Source organism: Pseudomonas sp. S31, assembly GCF_016648105.1.
Taxonomy (GTDB): domain Bacteria; phylum Pseudomonadota; class Gammaproteobacteria; order Pseudomonadales; family Pseudomonadaceae; genus Aquipseudomonas.
Genome location: NZ_JACVVE010000006.1, coordinates 173,188 through 187,278 on the forward strand (window position 1 = coordinate 173,188; position 14,091 = coordinate 187,278).

Annotated in this window: 12 protein-coding genes and 1 other RNA gene; all 13 read left to right on the forward strand. The window is 65.2% G+C overall.

Annotation, left to right across the window (positions count from 1 at the left end; all coding sequences use genetic code 11):
* The first annotated feature begins 26 nt into the window (after positions 1-26).
* Positions 27-386, forward strand: an RNA gene (gene rnpB / locus IAE37_RS07320) — RNase P RNA component class A.
* Positions 387-693: 307 nt separating this feature from the next.
* Positions 694-1,149 (forward strand): division/cell wall cluster transcriptional repressor MraZ, encoded by a 456-nt coding sequence (gene mraZ / locus IAE37_RS07325; protein ID WP_011535546.1) that lies wholly within the window; start codon positions 694-696, stop codon positions 1,147-1,149.
* Positions 1,146-2,093, forward strand: a complete 948-nt coding sequence (gene rsmH / locus IAE37_RS07330; RefSeq protein ID WP_442967775.1) for a 16S rRNA (cytosine(1402)-N(4))-methyltransferase RsmH — start codon at positions 1,146-1,148, stop codon at positions 2,091-2,093. The genes mraZ and rsmH overlap by 4 nt, the downstream gene beginning before the upstream one ends.
* Positions 2,090-2,383 carry a cell division protein FtsL gene (ftsL, locus tag IAE37_RS07335; RefSeq protein ID WP_136913066.1) on the forward strand — a complete coding sequence of 98 codons (294 nt, stop codon included), beginning with the start codon at positions 2,090-2,092 and terminating at the stop codon, positions 2,381-2,383. Before rsmH ends, ftsL begins: the two co-directional genes overlap by 4 nt.
* The gene (locus IAE37_RS07340; protein ID WP_201171628.1) at positions 2,383-4,131 is read left to right on the forward strand and encodes a peptidoglycan D,D-transpeptidase FtsI family protein; all 1,749 of its coding nucleotides are present in this window, start codon (positions 2,383-2,385) and stop codon (positions 4,129-4,131) included. The genes ftsL and IAE37_RS07340 overlap by 1 nt, the downstream gene beginning before the upstream one ends.
* Positions 4,128-5,618 (forward strand): UDP-N-acetylmuramoyl-L-alanyl-D-glutamate--2,6-diaminopimelate ligase, encoded by a 1,491-nt coding sequence (locus IAE37_RS07345; RefSeq protein ID WP_442967776.1) that lies wholly within the window; start codon positions 4,128-4,130, stop codon positions 5,616-5,618. Before IAE37_RS07340 ends, IAE37_RS07345 begins: the two co-directional genes overlap by 4 nt.
* Complete coding sequence (locus IAE37_RS07350) at positions 5,611-6,978, forward strand: UDP-N-acetylmuramoyl-tripeptide--D-alanyl-D-alanine ligase (RefSeq protein WP_201171561.1); 1,368 nt, start codon at positions 5,611-5,613, stop codon at positions 6,976-6,978. The genes IAE37_RS07345 and IAE37_RS07350 overlap by 8 nt, the downstream gene beginning before the upstream one ends.
* Positions 6,978-8,060: a phospho-N-acetylmuramoyl-pentapeptide-transferase gene (gene mraY / locus IAE37_RS07355; RefSeq protein WP_201171562.1), complete on the forward strand. Its 1,083-nt coding sequence runs from the start codon at positions 6,978-6,980 to the stop codon at positions 8,058-8,060. The genes IAE37_RS07350 and mraY overlap by 1 nt, the downstream gene beginning before the upstream one ends.
* Before the next feature lie 6 nt (positions 8,061-8,066).
* Positions 8,067-9,413: a UDP-N-acetylmuramoyl-L-alanine--D-glutamate ligase gene (murD, locus tag IAE37_RS07360; protein WP_201171564.1), complete on the forward strand. Its 1,347-nt coding sequence runs from the start codon at positions 8,067-8,069 to the stop codon at positions 9,411-9,413.
* Positions 9,413-10,624: a putative lipid II flippase FtsW gene (gene ftsW, locus IAE37_RS07365; protein ID WP_201171632.1), complete on the forward strand. Its 1,212-nt coding sequence runs from the start codon at positions 9,413-9,415 to the stop codon at positions 10,622-10,624. Before murD ends, ftsW begins: the two co-directional genes overlap by 1 nt.
* Positions 10,614-11,693, forward strand: a complete 1,080-nt coding sequence (murG, locus tag IAE37_RS07370; RefSeq protein ID WP_201171566.1) for an undecaprenyldiphospho-muramoylpentapeptide beta-N-acetylglucosaminyltransferase — start codon at positions 10,614-10,616, stop codon at positions 11,691-11,693. The genes ftsW and murG overlap by 11 nt, the downstream gene beginning before the upstream one ends.
* Positions 11,686-13,134, forward strand: coding sequence for a UDP-N-acetylmuramate--L-alanine ligase (murC, locus tag IAE37_RS07375; protein WP_201171567.1), 1,449 nt, complete (start codon positions 11,686-11,688; stop codon positions 13,132-13,134). The genes murG and murC overlap by 8 nt, the downstream gene beginning before the upstream one ends.
* The gene (locus tag IAE37_RS07380; RefSeq protein WP_201171568.1) at positions 13,131-14,087 is read left to right on the forward strand and encodes a D-alanine--D-alanine ligase; all 957 of its coding nucleotides are present in this window, start codon (positions 13,131-13,133) and stop codon (positions 14,085-14,087) included. Before murC ends, IAE37_RS07380 begins: the two co-directional genes overlap by 4 nt.
* The last annotated feature ends 4 nt before the right edge of the window (positions 14,088-14,091 follow it).

Genomic DNA, 14,091 nt, shown 5'->3' on the forward strand with positions numbered 1-14,091 from the left:
GTGCCTGCCGGTACTCTTGTCGGCGGAGAGTCGATCGGACAGTCGCTGCTCGTTTTTGTTCAACAAGAATGAGGGGAGGAAAGTCCGGGCTCCTTAGGGCAGAGTGCCAGGTAACGCCTGGGAGGCGCGAGCCTACGGAAAGTGCCACAGAAAATAACCGCCTAAGCACTTCGGTGCCGGTAAGGGTGAAAAGGTGCGGTAAGAGCGCACCGCACGGCTGGCAACAGTTCGTGGCTAGGTAAACCCCACTCGGAGCAAGACCAAATAGGGTTCCATCAGGCGTGGCCCGCGTCGGAACCGGGTAGGTTGCTAGAGGCGTCCAGTGATGGCCGTCGTAGAGGAATGACTGTCCTCGACAAAACCCGGCTTACAGATCGACTCTCCACCTTCCTTCCCTGCTTGAATCGATAGCAGAAGCCTCTTGGTAATACCGAAAAGATCTTACTCTTCATAAATCACTTTAACTTCGTACTCGATCCGTTTGAGTGGGTTTGATTTTTCTCGTTTTTTTCTTGCCGTGGTAATCCCTCCCCCTTCCTTTGTTGCGCTAAATCGCGGTCCCGTAAGGGTTTTCCTTATGAACGTGCCTTGACGGTGCAGCGGACGGATTCCTATAGTGTGCGCAAGTGGCAGAAAGTGGGATGAAGTGGGTTTTCTGACACAAAAAAGCTAACATTGTGAGGAATCGCAGCCGTGTTTCGCGGAGCCAACGCCGTCAGCCTCGATGCCAAGGGCCGTCTCGCCATGCCGAGCCGGTACCGCGACGAGCTCGATTCGCGTTGCAATGGTCAACTGATCGTGACAATCGACGCCGTGGACCCCTGCTTGTGTGTTTATCCCCTCGATGAGTGGGAACAGATTGAAGCCAAGTTGCGTGCCTTGCCGTCGTTGCGTGAGGAAAACCGCCGCCTTCAGCGTTTGCTGATCGGCAATGCGGTGGACCTGGAGCTCGACGGCAGTGGGCGTTTCCTGGTACCGCCCCGCCTGCGTGAGTACGCCAAGCTCGACAAGAAGGCGATGCTGGTGGGGCAACTGAACAAATTCCAGCTGTGGGATGAGGATGCCTGGAACGCGGTTTCGGCAGCCGACCTTGCAGCTATTCAACAACCGGGCGCGATGCCCGACGATTTGCGTGACCTGATCCTGTGACCATAGATAGCGGCTTCAACCACATCACCGTCCTGCTCGATGAAGCTGTCGAGGCATTGGCCCTGCGCGCCGACGGTTGCTATCTGGACGGCACCTTCGGGCGTGGCGGACACAGCCGGCTGATCCTCAGCAAGCTCGGGCCGCAAGGGCGGCTGCTGGGGTTCGACAAGGATCCTCAAGCGATTGCCACTGGGCAAGCGCTGGCGGCCGAAGACGGCCGCTTTGTCATTGTGCAGCGCAGCTTTGCCGAGCTGGGCGATGAGGTGGCCGCACGCGGCCTGAGCGGCAAGGTCAGCGGCGTGCTGCTCGACCTCGGCGTGTCCTCGCCGCAGCTCGACGACCCCGAGCGCGGCTTCAGCTTCCTCAATGACGGCCCGCTGGACATGCGCATGAACCCCGACCAGGGCATCAGTGCCGCCGAGTTCATCGCCACCGCGCCGGTCGAGGAAATCGCCCGGGTCTTCAAGGAGTACGGTGAAGAGCGTTTCGCCGGGCGGATGGCACGCGCCGTGGTCGAGCGTCGCGAGACCCAGCCGTTCACCCGTACCGCTGACCTGGCCGAAGTGCTCAAGGTAGCCAACCCAGCCTGGGAGAAGGGCAAGAACCCTGCTACCCGGGCCTTCCAGGGCCTGCGCATCCATGTCAACAACGAGCTGGGCGACCTCGAGACCGGCCTCGAAGCCGCGTTAGAGGCACTGGAGGTGGGCGGGCGCCTGGCGGTGATCAGCTTCCACTCCCTGGAAGACCGCATCGTCAAGCTGTTCATGCGCAAGCTGGTCAAGGGCGAAGCCGACAATCTGCCGCGCAATCTGCCGGTGCAGCACAAGGCCTTCGAACCGAAGGTCCGTCTTATCGGCAAGGCGCAGTTCGCCTCCGATGCCGAGCTCAAGGCCAACCCGCGGGCGCGTAGCGCCGTCATGCGGGTGGCGGAGAAGCTTCGGTGAGCCGGCTATTCGCCAAGCCTCTGCCCGGCGGGAGCTTCCTGATGCTCCTGCTGTTCGTCGCTGTCCTGATTTCGGCCATTGCAGTGTCCTACAGCGCACACTGGAACCGCCAGTTGCTCAACACCCTGTACGGCGAACTCAACGAGCGCGACAAGGCCCAGGCCGAATGGGGCCGGCTGATCCTCGAGCAAAGCACCTGGACCGCTTCCAGCCGAATCGAGAGCCTGGCCTCCGAGCAGTTGAAGATGCGCGTGCCCGCGGCTGACGAAGTGCGGATGGTGGCGCCATGATGAAGCTCGAAGGTGCACTCTACCCCTGGCGCTTTCGCGTGGTCATCGGTCTGCTGGCGATCATGGTCGGTGCCATCTGCTGGCGCATCATCGACCTGCAGGTGGTCGATCGCGACTTCCTCAAGGGCCAGGGCGATGCCCGCAGCCTGCGCCATATTCCGATCCCTGCACACCGCGGGCTGATCACCGACCGCAACGGCGAGCCGCTGGCGGTGAGTACCCCGGTCACCACCTTGTGGGCCAACCCCAAGGAGATGCAGGCCTCGAAAGACCGCTGGCCGCAATTGGCCGCCGCGCTCGGGCAGAACCCGCAGCAACTGACCGACCGCCTGACCCAGCAGGCCGGCAAGGAGTTCATCTACCTGGTCCGCGGTCTGACCCCGGAGCAGGGCCAGCACGTGCTCGACCTGAAGGTGCCGGGCGTGTACGGGCTGGAAGAATTCCGCCGCTTCTATCCTGCCGGTGACGTCACTGCGCACATGGTCGGCTTCACCGACCTCGACGACCACGGCCGCGAAGGGGTCGAGCTGGCCTACGACGAATGGCTGGCCGGTGTACCCGGCAAGCGGCAGGTGATCAAGGACCGGCGCGGCCGGCTGATCAAGGACATCCAGGTCACCAAGAACGCCAAGGCAGGGAAGACCTTGGCGTTGTCGATAGACCTGCGCCTGCAATACCTCGCCACCCGCGAACTGCGCAACGCCATCGCCGAACAGGACGCCAAGGCCGGCAGCCTGGTGATCATGGACGTCAAGACCGGCGAAGTGCTGGCCATGGTCAACCAGCCGACCTACAACCCGAACAATCGTCGCAGCATGTTCCCGGCGGCCATGCGCAACCGGGCGATCATCGACGTGTTCGAGCCAGGCTCGACGGTCAAACCGATTTCCATGAGCGCCGCGCTCGAAAGCGGCCGCTGGAAGCCCACCGACAAGGTCGAGGTCTATCCCGGCAGCCTGCAGATCGGCCGCTACACCATCAAGGACGTGTCGCGCAGCGAGGGCCCGATCCTCGACCTGACCGGCATCCTGATCAACTCCAGTAACGTCGGCATGAGCAAAGTGGCCTTCGACATCGGTGGCGAAGCGATCTACCGGGTCATGTCGCAGTTGGGCCTGGGGCAATACACCGGCCTCGGCTTCCCCGGCGAACGCGTCGGCAACCTGCCCAACCACCGCGAATGGCGCAAGGCCGAGACCGCGACCCTGTCCTACGGCTACGGCGTATCGGTCACCGCGCTGCAGCTGGTGCATGCCTACGCGGCGCTGGCCAACGACGGCAAGATGGTGCCGCTGTCCATCCTCAAGGTCGACAAGGCGCCCGAGTCGGTGCAGGCGATCCCGAAGGAAACCGCCGAAACCATCCAGGGCATGCTCCAGCAAGTGATCGAGGCGCCTCGTGGCGTTTACCGCGCCCAGGTGCCGTTCTATCACGTCGCCGGCAAGTCCGGTACGGCGCGTAAGGCCACTGTCGGCTCCAAGGGCTACACCGAGAACGCCTACCGCTCGCTGTTCGCCGGCTTCGGCCCGATGAGCGACCCGCGCTACGCGATCGTCGTGGTGATCGACGAACCGAGCAAGGGCGGCTACTTCGGCGGCCTGGTCTCGGCACCGGTCTTCAGCAAGGTCATGTCGGGCACTCTGCGCCTGATGAACGTGGCGCCCGACAACCTGCCGCCGCCAAGCGAGCAGCAGCAGGTCAATGCAGCGCCGGCCGCTGCGGTACCCGCCAAGGGAGGGCGTGGATGATGACGATGCCATTGAGCAAGCTGTTCGCCCACGCCAGCCGTGACCCGTTGATCCGTGAGTTGACCCTAGACAGCCGTCAGGTGCGCCAGGGCGACCTGTTCCTGGCCGTGCCTGGTGCCAAGGTCGACGGTCGCGAGCACATCGCCGATGCCCTGTCGCGCGGTGCCGCTGCCGTGGCTTATGAAGAGCAGGGTGCCAACGTGCTGCCGCTCACCGATGTGCCGCTGATTCCAGTGAAGGGGCTGATCGGCCAGCTGTCGCAGATTGCCGGGCGCTTCTATGGCGAACCGAGCCGTCAGTTGAACCTGGTCGGCGTCACCGGTACCAATGGCAAGACCAGCGTCACGCAACTGGTGGCCCAGGCGCTCGACGCGCTTGGCCAGCGTTGCGGCCTGATCGGCACCCTGGGCACCGGTTTCTACGGCGAACTGCAGAGCGGCCGTCTGACCACGCCCGACCCGATCGCCGTGCAGTCGACCCTCAACGACCTGAAAAAGGCCGGCGCCAAGGCCGTGGCCATGGAAGTGTCCTCCCACGCCCTGGAGCAGGGCCGTGTGGCAGCCCTGGCGTTCGATATCGCGGTGATGACCAATCTTTCTCGCGACCACCTCGACTACCACGGCAGCATGCAGGCCTACGAGGCGGCCAAGGCCAAGCTGTTCGCCTGGCCGAACCTGCGCTGCCAGGTGGTGAACCTGGACGACGATTTCGGTCGCCGCCTGGCTGCCGAGTTCGCCCGTCGCCCGAGCGCCGAGCACATCGAAACCCGCCTGCTCAGCTATAGCCTGGAAGATCCGGACGCCTCGCTGTTCTGCCGCGAGGCCCACTTCGATGACGATGGCGTGCGCGCCATCCTCGTCACGGCCCAAGGCGAGCGCACCCTGCGCAGCCAGCTGCTTGGCCGCTTCAACCTGAGCAACGTGCTCGCCGCAGTGGCCACCCTGCTGGCGCTGGATTACTCGCTGGACGAGATCCTCAAGGTCACCGCGCAGTTGCAAGGGCCGGTCGGCCGCATGCAGCGCCTGGGCGGTGGCGACAAGCCGCTGGTGGTGGTCGATTACGCGCACACGCCAGACGCGCTGGAAAAGGTCCTCGAAGCCCTGCGTCCGCATGCCCGAGGCAAGCTGCTGTGCCTGTTCGGCTGCGGTGGTGATCGTGATCGCGGCAAGCGCCCGCTGATGGCCGAGCTGGCCGAGCGCCTGGCCGACCGCGTGCTGGTTACCGATGACAATCCGCGTAGCGAAGACCCGCTGCACATCTTCGACGACATCCGTCCTGGCTTCGCCAAGCCCGAGCAGGTCGAGTTCGTCGCCGGGCGTGGCGCAGCCATTGCCCACCTGATCGCCTCGGCGGCGGCGGACGACGTCATCGTCCTGGCCGGCAAGGGGCACGAGGACTACCAGGAGATCCATGGCCAGCGCCATGCCTTCTCCGACCTGATCGAAGCCGAAAAGGCACTTGCAGCCTGGGAGGCTCCACATGCTTAAGCCCATGACCCTCAGCCAGCTGACCGGCGTATTGAATGCGCGCCTGGTAGGGGCTGATGCCAGCTTCACCGGTGTCAGCATCGACAGCCGCAGCGTCGGTGCCGGGCAACTGTTCGTCGCCCTGGCCGGTCCGCGCTTCGATGGCCACGATTATCTCGCCGACGTGCAAGCCAAGGGGGCCGTCGCGGCGTTGGTCGAGCGTGAAATCGCCGATGTCGACCTGCCGCAGCTGGTGGTTGCCGATGCTCGCCTGGCCCTGGGCCAGCTCGGTGCACTGAACCGCGCCGCATTCGACAAACCGGTGATCGCGATTACCGGCTCCAGCGGCAAGACCACGGTCAAGGAGATGCTCGCCTGCATCCTGCGTACCCGCGGCCCGGTACATGCCACCCGTGGCAACCTGAACAACGACCTCGGCGCGCCGCTGACCCTGCTGGAAATCGCCCCGGAGCATAGCGCTGCGGTGATCGAGCTGGGCGCTTCGCGCATTGGCGAGATCCGCTACACCGTTGGCCTGACCCAACCGCAGGTGGTCATCATCAACAATGCCGGTACCGCCCATGTCGGCGAGTTCGGCGGCCCGGAAAAGATCGTCGAGGCCAAGGGCGAGATCCTCGAGGGCTTGGGCGAGGGCGGCACGGCCATCCTCAATCTGGCCGACAAGGCATTCGACATCTGGCGCAAGCGTGCCGGCAGCCACCGCGTGCTGACTTTCGCCCTGGACAACCTGCAGGCCGATTTCCATGCCAGCGGCATCGGCCGCGACGCCCGCGGCTGCCCATCCTTCACCCTGCATGGGCCCGACGGCAGCGTCGCGGTGCAACTGAACCTGCTCGGCACCCACAACGTCAGCAATGCCTTGGCCGCCGCTGCCGCCGCGCATGCCGTTGGTCTGACCCTGAGCGGCATCGCCGCGGGGCTTGAAGCCGTGCAGCCGGTCAAGGGCCGCAGCGTGGCGCAGATCGCGCCGAACGGGGTGCGGGTGATCGACGACAGCTATAACGCAAATCCCACCTCGATGTGCGCGGCCGTTGATATACTCGCCGGCTTTTCCGGGCGCACCGTCCTGGTGCTCGGCGACATCGGCGAGCTGGGGCAATGGGCCGAAGAGGGTCATCGGCAGGTGGGCGACTATGCCCGCGGCAAGGTCGATGCCCTGTATGCGGTCGGTACCAACATGATTCACGCGGTCCAGGCGTTCGGCGCCAATGGCCGACACTTCGCCACACAAGCTGAGCTGATCGAAGCCGTTCGCGCCGAGAATGCCAGTGAAACCACTATCTTGATCAAGGGCTCGCGCAGCGCTGCGATGGAAAACGTCGTGGCCGCACTGTGCGGTGCCAGCGGGGAGAAACATTAATGCTGCTGCTGTTGGCCGAGTATCTGCAACAGTTCCATAAAGGCTTCGCGGTCTTCCAGTACCTGTCCCTGCGCGGGATCCTCGGTGTACTGACGGCGTTGTCCCTGGCGCTGTGGCTGGGGCCGTGGATGATTCGTACCCTGCAGATCCGCCAGATCGGTCAGGCCGTTCGCAACGACGGCCCGCAATCGCACCTGTCCAAGTCCGGCACCCCGACCATGGGTGGCGCCTTGATTCTTTCGGCCATCGCCATCAGCACCTTGCTGTGGGCCGACCTGTCCAACCGCTACGTCTGGGTGGTGCTGATCGTCACCCTGCTGTTCGGCGCCATCGGCTGGGTCGACGACTACCGCAAGGTGATCGAAAAGAACTCGCGCGGCCTGCCTAGCCGCTGGAAGTATTTCTGGCAATCGGTGTTCGGCTTGGGCGCGGCGGTGTTCCTCTACATGACCGCTCCGACCAGCGTCGAGACCACGCTGATCGTGCCGTTCCTCAAGGACGTCACCATTCCGCTGGGCATCGGCTTCGTCGTGCTGACCTACTTCGTGATCGTCGGTTCGAGCAACGCGGTCAACCTGACCGACGGCCTCGATGGCCTGGCGATCATGCCGACGGTGATGGTCGGCGGTGCCTTGGGCATCTTCTGCTACCTGTCGGGCAACGTGAAATTCGCCGAGTACCTGCTGATCCCTTACGTGCCGGGCTCGGGTGAGCTGATCGTGTTCTGCGGCGCGCTGATCGGCGCGGGCCTGGGCTTCCTGTGGTTCAACACCTACCCGGCGCAGGTGTTCATGGGCGACGTCGGCGCACTGGCGCTGGGCGCCGCGCTGGGCACCATCGCGGTGATCGTGCGCCAGGAGATCGTGCTGTTCATCATGGGCGGCATCTTCGTGGTCGAGACCCTGTCGGTGGTGATCCAGGTCGCCTCGTTCAAGCTCACCGGCAAGCGCGTGTTCCGCATGGCGCCGATTCACCACCACTTTGAACTCAAGGGCTGGCCTGAGCCACGGGTGATCGTCCGTTTCTGGATCATCACCGTGATTCTGGTGCTGATCGGCCTTGCAACCCTGAAACTGAGGTAGACGAGCGTGTCACTGATCGCTTCCGACCAATTCCGCATCGTTGTCGGCCTCGGCAAGAGCGGCATGTCCCTGGTTCGCTTCCTGGCGAGCCGGGGCATTGCCTTTGCGGTCGCCGACACCCGCGAGCAACCGCCGGAACTGGACACCCTGCGCCGTGACTACCCGCAGGTGGAAGTACGCTGTGGCGAACTGGACGTCGACTTCCTGTGCCGTGCCAACGAGCTTTACGTCAGCCCCGGTCTGGCCCTGGCCACCCCGGCGCTGCAGCAGGCCGCTGCCCGTGGCGTGGTGCTGTCGGGTGACATCGAACTGTTCGCCCGCCATGCCAAGGCGCCGATCGTCGCAATCAGCGGTTCCAACGCGAAAAGCACCGTGACCACCCTGGTCGGCGAGATGGCCGCCAAGGCTGGCAAGCGCGTGGCCGTCGGCGGCAACCTCGGCACGCCGGCGTTGGACCTGCTCGACGACGCTGTCGAGCTGTATGTCCTCGAACTGTCGAGCTTCCAGCTGGAAACCACCGACCAGCTCAATGCCGAAGTGGCCACCGTGCTGAACATCAGCGAAGACCACATGGACCGCTACAGCGGCCTGCCGGCCTATCACCTGGCCAAGCATCGGATCTTCCGTGGTGCGCGCCAGGTGGTGGTCAACCGCCAGGACGCCCTGAGCCGGCCGCTGCCGGTGGAAGGCCGCCCGTGCTGGACATTCGGTCTCAACCAGCCCGACTTCAAGGCCTTCGGCCTGCGTGAAGTCGATGGCGAGAAATACCTGGCCTTCGAGTTCAACAACTTGATGCCGGTGCGCGAGCTGAAGATCCGCGGCGCGCACAACCAGAGCAACGCCCTGGCGGCCCTGGCCCTGGGCCACGCCGCTGGCCTGCCGTTCGCGCCGATGCTCGAGGCCCTGCGCGAATTCGCCGGTCTCGCCCACCGCTGCCAGTGGGTCCGCGAGCGCAACGACGTGGGTTGGTACGACGACTCCAAGGCCACCAACGTTGGCGCGGCCCTGGCCGCCATCGAAGGCCTGGGCGCGGATATCGAAGGCAAGCTGGTGCTGATCGCCGGTGGCGACGGCAAGGGCGCAGACTTTTCTGCCTTGCGCGATCCGGCCAAGCGCTTCTGCCGCGCCGTGGTGCTGCTCGGCCGCGATGCCGAGCGCCTGGCCGAGGCGCTCGGCGACGGGGTGCCGCAGGTCAGGGTCAAGACCCTCGACGAGGCCGTGCAGCGATGCGCCGAGCTGGCCCAGCCGGGTGATGCCGTGCTGCTGTCGCCGGCCTGCGCAAGCCTCGACATGTTCAAGAACTTCGAAGAGCGTGGGCGCCTGTTCGCCCAGGCGGCGGAGGGGCTGGCATGATCTTCGGCGTCCTCAAGCCTTATCCTTCGCCGCTGATCAGCGGCCGCGGCATCGACCTGGACTTCGCCTTCCTGGCCGGCTGCCTGGCGTTGCTCGGCCTGGGCCTGGTGATGATCACCTCGGCGTCCTCGGAAGTGGCCGCCGTGCAGTCCGGCAACCCGCTGTACCACATGTTCCGCCATCTGGTGTACGTGGCCCTGGGCCTGGTCGCCTGCGGTGCGACCATGATGGTGCCGATCGCCACCTGGCAGCGCATGGGCTTCATGATGCTGATCGGCGCCTTCGGCCTGCTGGTGATGGTGCTGGTGCCGGGCATCGGCCGCGAGGTCAACGGCTCGATGCGCTGGATCGGCTTCAGCTTCTTCAACGTCCAGCCTTCGGAAATCGCCAAGGTGTTCGTGGTCATCTACCTTGCCGGCTACCTGGTACGCCGGCAGACCGAGGTGCGCGAAAGCTGGATGGGCTTCTTCAAGCCGTTCATCGTGCTGCTGCCGATGGCCGGCCTGCTGCTGATGGAACCGGACTTCGGCGCCACCGTGGTCATGATGGGCGCGGCTGCGGCCATGCTGTTCCTGGGCGGGGTGGGGTTGTTCCGCTTCAGCCTCATGGTGGTGCTGGCGGTGGTGGCGGTGTTCATCCTGGTCCAGGCGCAGCCGTACCGGATGGCGCGCCTGATCACCTTCACCGACCCCTGGTCCGACCAGTTCGGCTCCGGCTACCAGCTGACCCAGGCGCTGATCGCCTTCGGCCGTGGCGAGTGGCTTGGCGTCGGCCTGGGCAACAGCGTGCAGAAACAGTTCTACCTGCCCGAGGCGCACACCGACTTCGTGTTCTCGGTGCTTGCCGAAGAGCTCGGTGTGGTCGGCTCGCTGGTGACCATCGCGCTGTTCGTCTTCGTCACCGTGCGCGCCCTGTACATCGGCCTTTGGGCCGAAAAGGCCAAGCAGTTCTTCGCCGCCTACATGGCCTTTGGCCTGGCGTTCCTGTGGATCGGCCAGTTCCTGATCAACATCGGAGTGAACGTCGGCCTGCTGCCGACCAAGGGCCTGACCCTGCCGTTCCTCAGCTATGGCGGCAGTTCGCTGGTGATCTGCTGCGCCTGCGTGGGCTTGTTGCTACGCATCGAGTGGGAGAGTCGCACCCACCTGGGCAGCGAGGAACACGAATTCAACGAGAACGATTTTGCCGAGGAGACCAGTCATGGCCGCTGACGGCAAGAACGTACTGATCATGGCGGGCGGCACCGGTGGCCATGTATTCCCGGCCCTGGCCTGCGCCCGCGAGTTCCAGGCCCGTGGCTACAGCGTGCATTGGCTGGGGACCCCGCGCGGCATCGAGAACGAACTGGTGCCCCAGGCGGGGCTGCCCCTGCACCTGATCCAGGTCAGCGGCCTGCGTGGCAAGGGCAAGCTGTCGCTGCTCAAGGCGCCGTTCACCCTGGTCAAGGCCGTGCTGCAGGCGCGGCGCATCATCCGCGAGCTCAAGCCGGTCTGCGTGCTCGGCTTCGGCGGCTATGTCACCGGCCCTGGCGGCGTGGCCGCGCGCCTGTGTGGCGTGCCGCTGGTCATCCACGAGCAGAACGCTCGGGCCGGCACCGCCAATCGCCTGCTGGTACCGCTGTCGGCACGCGTCTGCGAAGCCTTCCCAGGCACCTTCGAGGGCAACGACAAGCTGCGTACCACCGGCAATCCGGTGCGCCCGGAACTGTTCCTCGACGCCCCCCGCGAGGCCCTCGGCGAGCGCCCGGCGCGGCTGTTGGTGCTCGGCGGTAGCCTGGGTGCGGAACCATTGAACAAATTGTTGCCTAAGGCCCTGTCCGAAGTGGCTGAAAGCCTCCGGCCCCAGGTGTTTCACCAGGCCGGCAAGCAGCATGCGCAGATCACCGCCGAGCGTTATCGCGAGGCCGGTGTCGAGGCTCAGGTAGAGCCGTTCATCTCGGACATGGCCCAGGCCTATGGCTGGGCCGACATGGTGGTGTGCCGGGCTGGTGCGCTGACTGTCAGCGAGCTGGCGGCAGCAGGCCTGCCTTCGATGCTGGTGCCCTTGCCCCACGCGATCGACGACCACCAGACCCACAATGCCCAATACCTGGCTCGGGAGGGCGCTGCCTTCCTGATGCCACAAGCTACGACTGGCGCAGCGCAGCTCGCTGAACGCCTGAACGAGGTGCTGATGCAACCCGAGAAACTCCACACCATGGCAGGCACCGCGCGGCGCCTGGCCAAACCTGCCGCAACCAGCACCGTGGTCGACATCTGCCTGGAGGTGGCCCATGGTTGAAAGCCAGAAAGCCATGCCCCAGCCGAAGATGGGCCGTATCCGTCGCATCCACTTCGTCGGTATCGGCGGCGTGGGCATGTGCGGCATCGCCGAAGTGCTGCTGAACCTGGGCTATCAAGTGTCCGGTTCCGACCTCAAGGCGTCGCCGGTCACCGAGCGCCTGGAGTCGTTCGGCGCCGAGATCTTCGTCGGCCACCGCGCCGAGAACGCCGCCAACGCCGATGTGCTGGTGGTGTCCAGCGCGATCAACCCGGCCAACCCGGAAGTCGCCACTGCGCTCGAGCGCCGTATCCCGGTGGTGCCGCGTGCCGAGATGCTCGCCGAACTGATGCGTTATCGCCATGGCGTGGCCGTGGCCGGCACCCACGGCAAGACCACCACCACCAGCCTGCTGGCGTCGGTGTTCGCCGCCGGTGGCCTGGACCCGACCTTCGTCATCGGTGGTCGCCTGACGGCGGCCGGCACCAATGCCCAGCTGGGCACCAGCCGCTACCTGATCGCCGAAGCCGACGAGAGCGATGCCAGCTTCCTGCACCTGCAGCCGATGGTCGCCGTGGTCACCAACATCGACGCCGACCACATGGCGACCTACGAAGGTGACTTCAACAAGCTGAAGAAGACCTTCGTCGAGTTCCTCCACAACCTGCCGTTCTATGGCCTGGCGGTGATGTGCCTGGACGACCCGGTGGTGCGTGAGATCCTGCCGCAGGTGAAGCGCCCGACCGTCACCTATGGCTTCAGCGAAGAAGCCGACGTGCGCGCCATCAACGTGCGCCAGCAGGGCATGCAGACCCACTTCACCGTACTGCGCCGCGACCGCGAGCCGCTCGATGTGTCGGTCAACATGCCTGGCAACCACAACGTGCTCAATGCCCTGGCCACTATCGCCATCGCCACCGACGAGGGTATCAGCGACGAGGCCATCGTCCAGGGCCTGTCCGGCTTCCAGGGCGTCGGCCGACGCTTCCAGGTGTACGGCGAACTCCCGGTCGAGGGCGGCAGCGTGATGCTGGTCGACGACTACGGCCACCACCCGACCGAGGTCGCTGCGGTGATCAAGGCCGTGCGCGGCGGCTGGCCGAGCCGGCGCCTGGTGATCGTCTACCAGCCGCACCGCTACAGCCGTACCCGCGACCTGTACGACGATTTCGTCCAGGTACTGGGCGATGCCAACGTGCTGCTGCTGATGGAGGTCTATCCGGCCGGCGAAGAGCCGATACCGGGGGCCGACAGCCGTCAGCTGTGCCACAGCATTCGCCAGCGCGGCAAGCTGGACCCGATCTACATCGAACGTGGCGCCGAGTTGGCGCCGCTGGTCAAGCCGCTGCTGCGTGCCGGCGACATCCTGCTGTGCCAGGGTGCCGGTGACGTCGGCGGCCTGGCTCCGCAATTGATGAAAAGCCCGCTGTTCGCCGGCGCCAAGCAGGAGAAGTCGAAATGACCAGCGCCTACGACAAGCTGCATTCGACTCTGGACGCCAAGGCGTTCGGCCGCGTCGCCGTGCTCTACGGTGGCAAGAGCGCCGAGCGCGAGGTGTCGCTCAAATCCGGCGCCGCAGTGATCGCGGCCTTGACCGACGCGGGTGTCGACGTGGTCGCCATCGATGTCGGCGACGACCTGCTGGCGCGCTTGCAGAGCGAACGGATCGACCGCGCCTTCATCATCCTCCACGGCCGTGGCGGTGAAGACGGCAGCATGCAGGGCCTGCTCGAGTGCCTGGGCATCCCCTACACCGGCAGCGGCATCCTTGCCTCGGCCCTGGCCATGGACAAGCTGCGTACCAAGCAGGTCTGGCAGAGCCTGGGCATTCCGACCCCACGTCACGCGGTGCTGGCCAGCGAGCACGATTGTGTTGCAGCCGGTACGGAACTGGGCTTCCCGTTGATCGTCAAACCTGCCCATGAAGGTTCCAGCATCGGCATGGCCAAGGTGAACAGCGTGGAAGAGCTGGTCGCCGCCTGGCGGGATGCCGCCCGTTACGATTCGCAAGTCCTGGTCGAGCAATGGATTCACGGCCCGGAGTTCACCATCGCGGTACTGCGTGGCCAGGTGCTGCCGCCAATCGCCTTGGGCACCCCGCACGTGTTCTACGACTACGACGCCAAGTACATCGCCAATGACACCCAGTACCGCATCCCTTGCGGCCTGGACAGTGCCAAGGAGCAAGAGCTGATCGACCTGACCGCGCGCGCCTGCGATGCCATCGGCATCGAGGGCTGGGGGCGGCTGGACGTGATGCAGGACGAGCAGGGCCGGTTCTGGCTGCTCGAAGTCAACACCGCACCCGGCATGACCGACCATAGCCTGGTGCCCATGGCGGCCCGCGCGGCCGGCCTGGACTTCCAGCAACTGGTGCTGGCGATCCTGGCCGACAGCGTCGAGACGCGAGGTTAACAGC

Coding starts and splice junctions, on each gene's coding strand:
- IAE37_RS07380 (WP_201171568.1), top strand. CDS start 13,131: ATGACCAGCGCCTACGACAAGCTGCATTCGACTCTGGACGCCAAGGCG.
- mraY (WP_201171562.1), top strand. CDS start 6,978: ATGCTGCTGCTGTTGGCCGAGTATCTGCAACAGTTCCATAAAGGCTTC.
- murC (WP_201171567.1), top strand. CDS start 11,686: ATGGTTGAAAGCCAGAAAGCCATGCCCCAGCCGAAGATGGGCCGTATC.
- murG (WP_201171566.1), top strand. CDS start 10,614: ATGGCCGCTGACGGCAAGAACGTACTGATCATGGCGGGCGGCACCGGT.
- IAE37_RS07345 (WP_442967776.1), top strand. CDS start 4,128: ATGATGACGATGCCATTGAGCAAGCTGTTCGCCCACGCCAGCCGTGAC.
- IAE37_RS07340 (WP_201171628.1), top strand. CDS start 2,383: ATGAAGCTCGAAGGTGCACTCTACCCCTGGCGCTTTCGCGTGGTCATC.
- IAE37_RS07350 (WP_201171561.1), top strand. CDS start 5,611: ATGCTTAAGCCCATGACCCTCAGCCAGCTGACCGGCGTATTGAATGCG.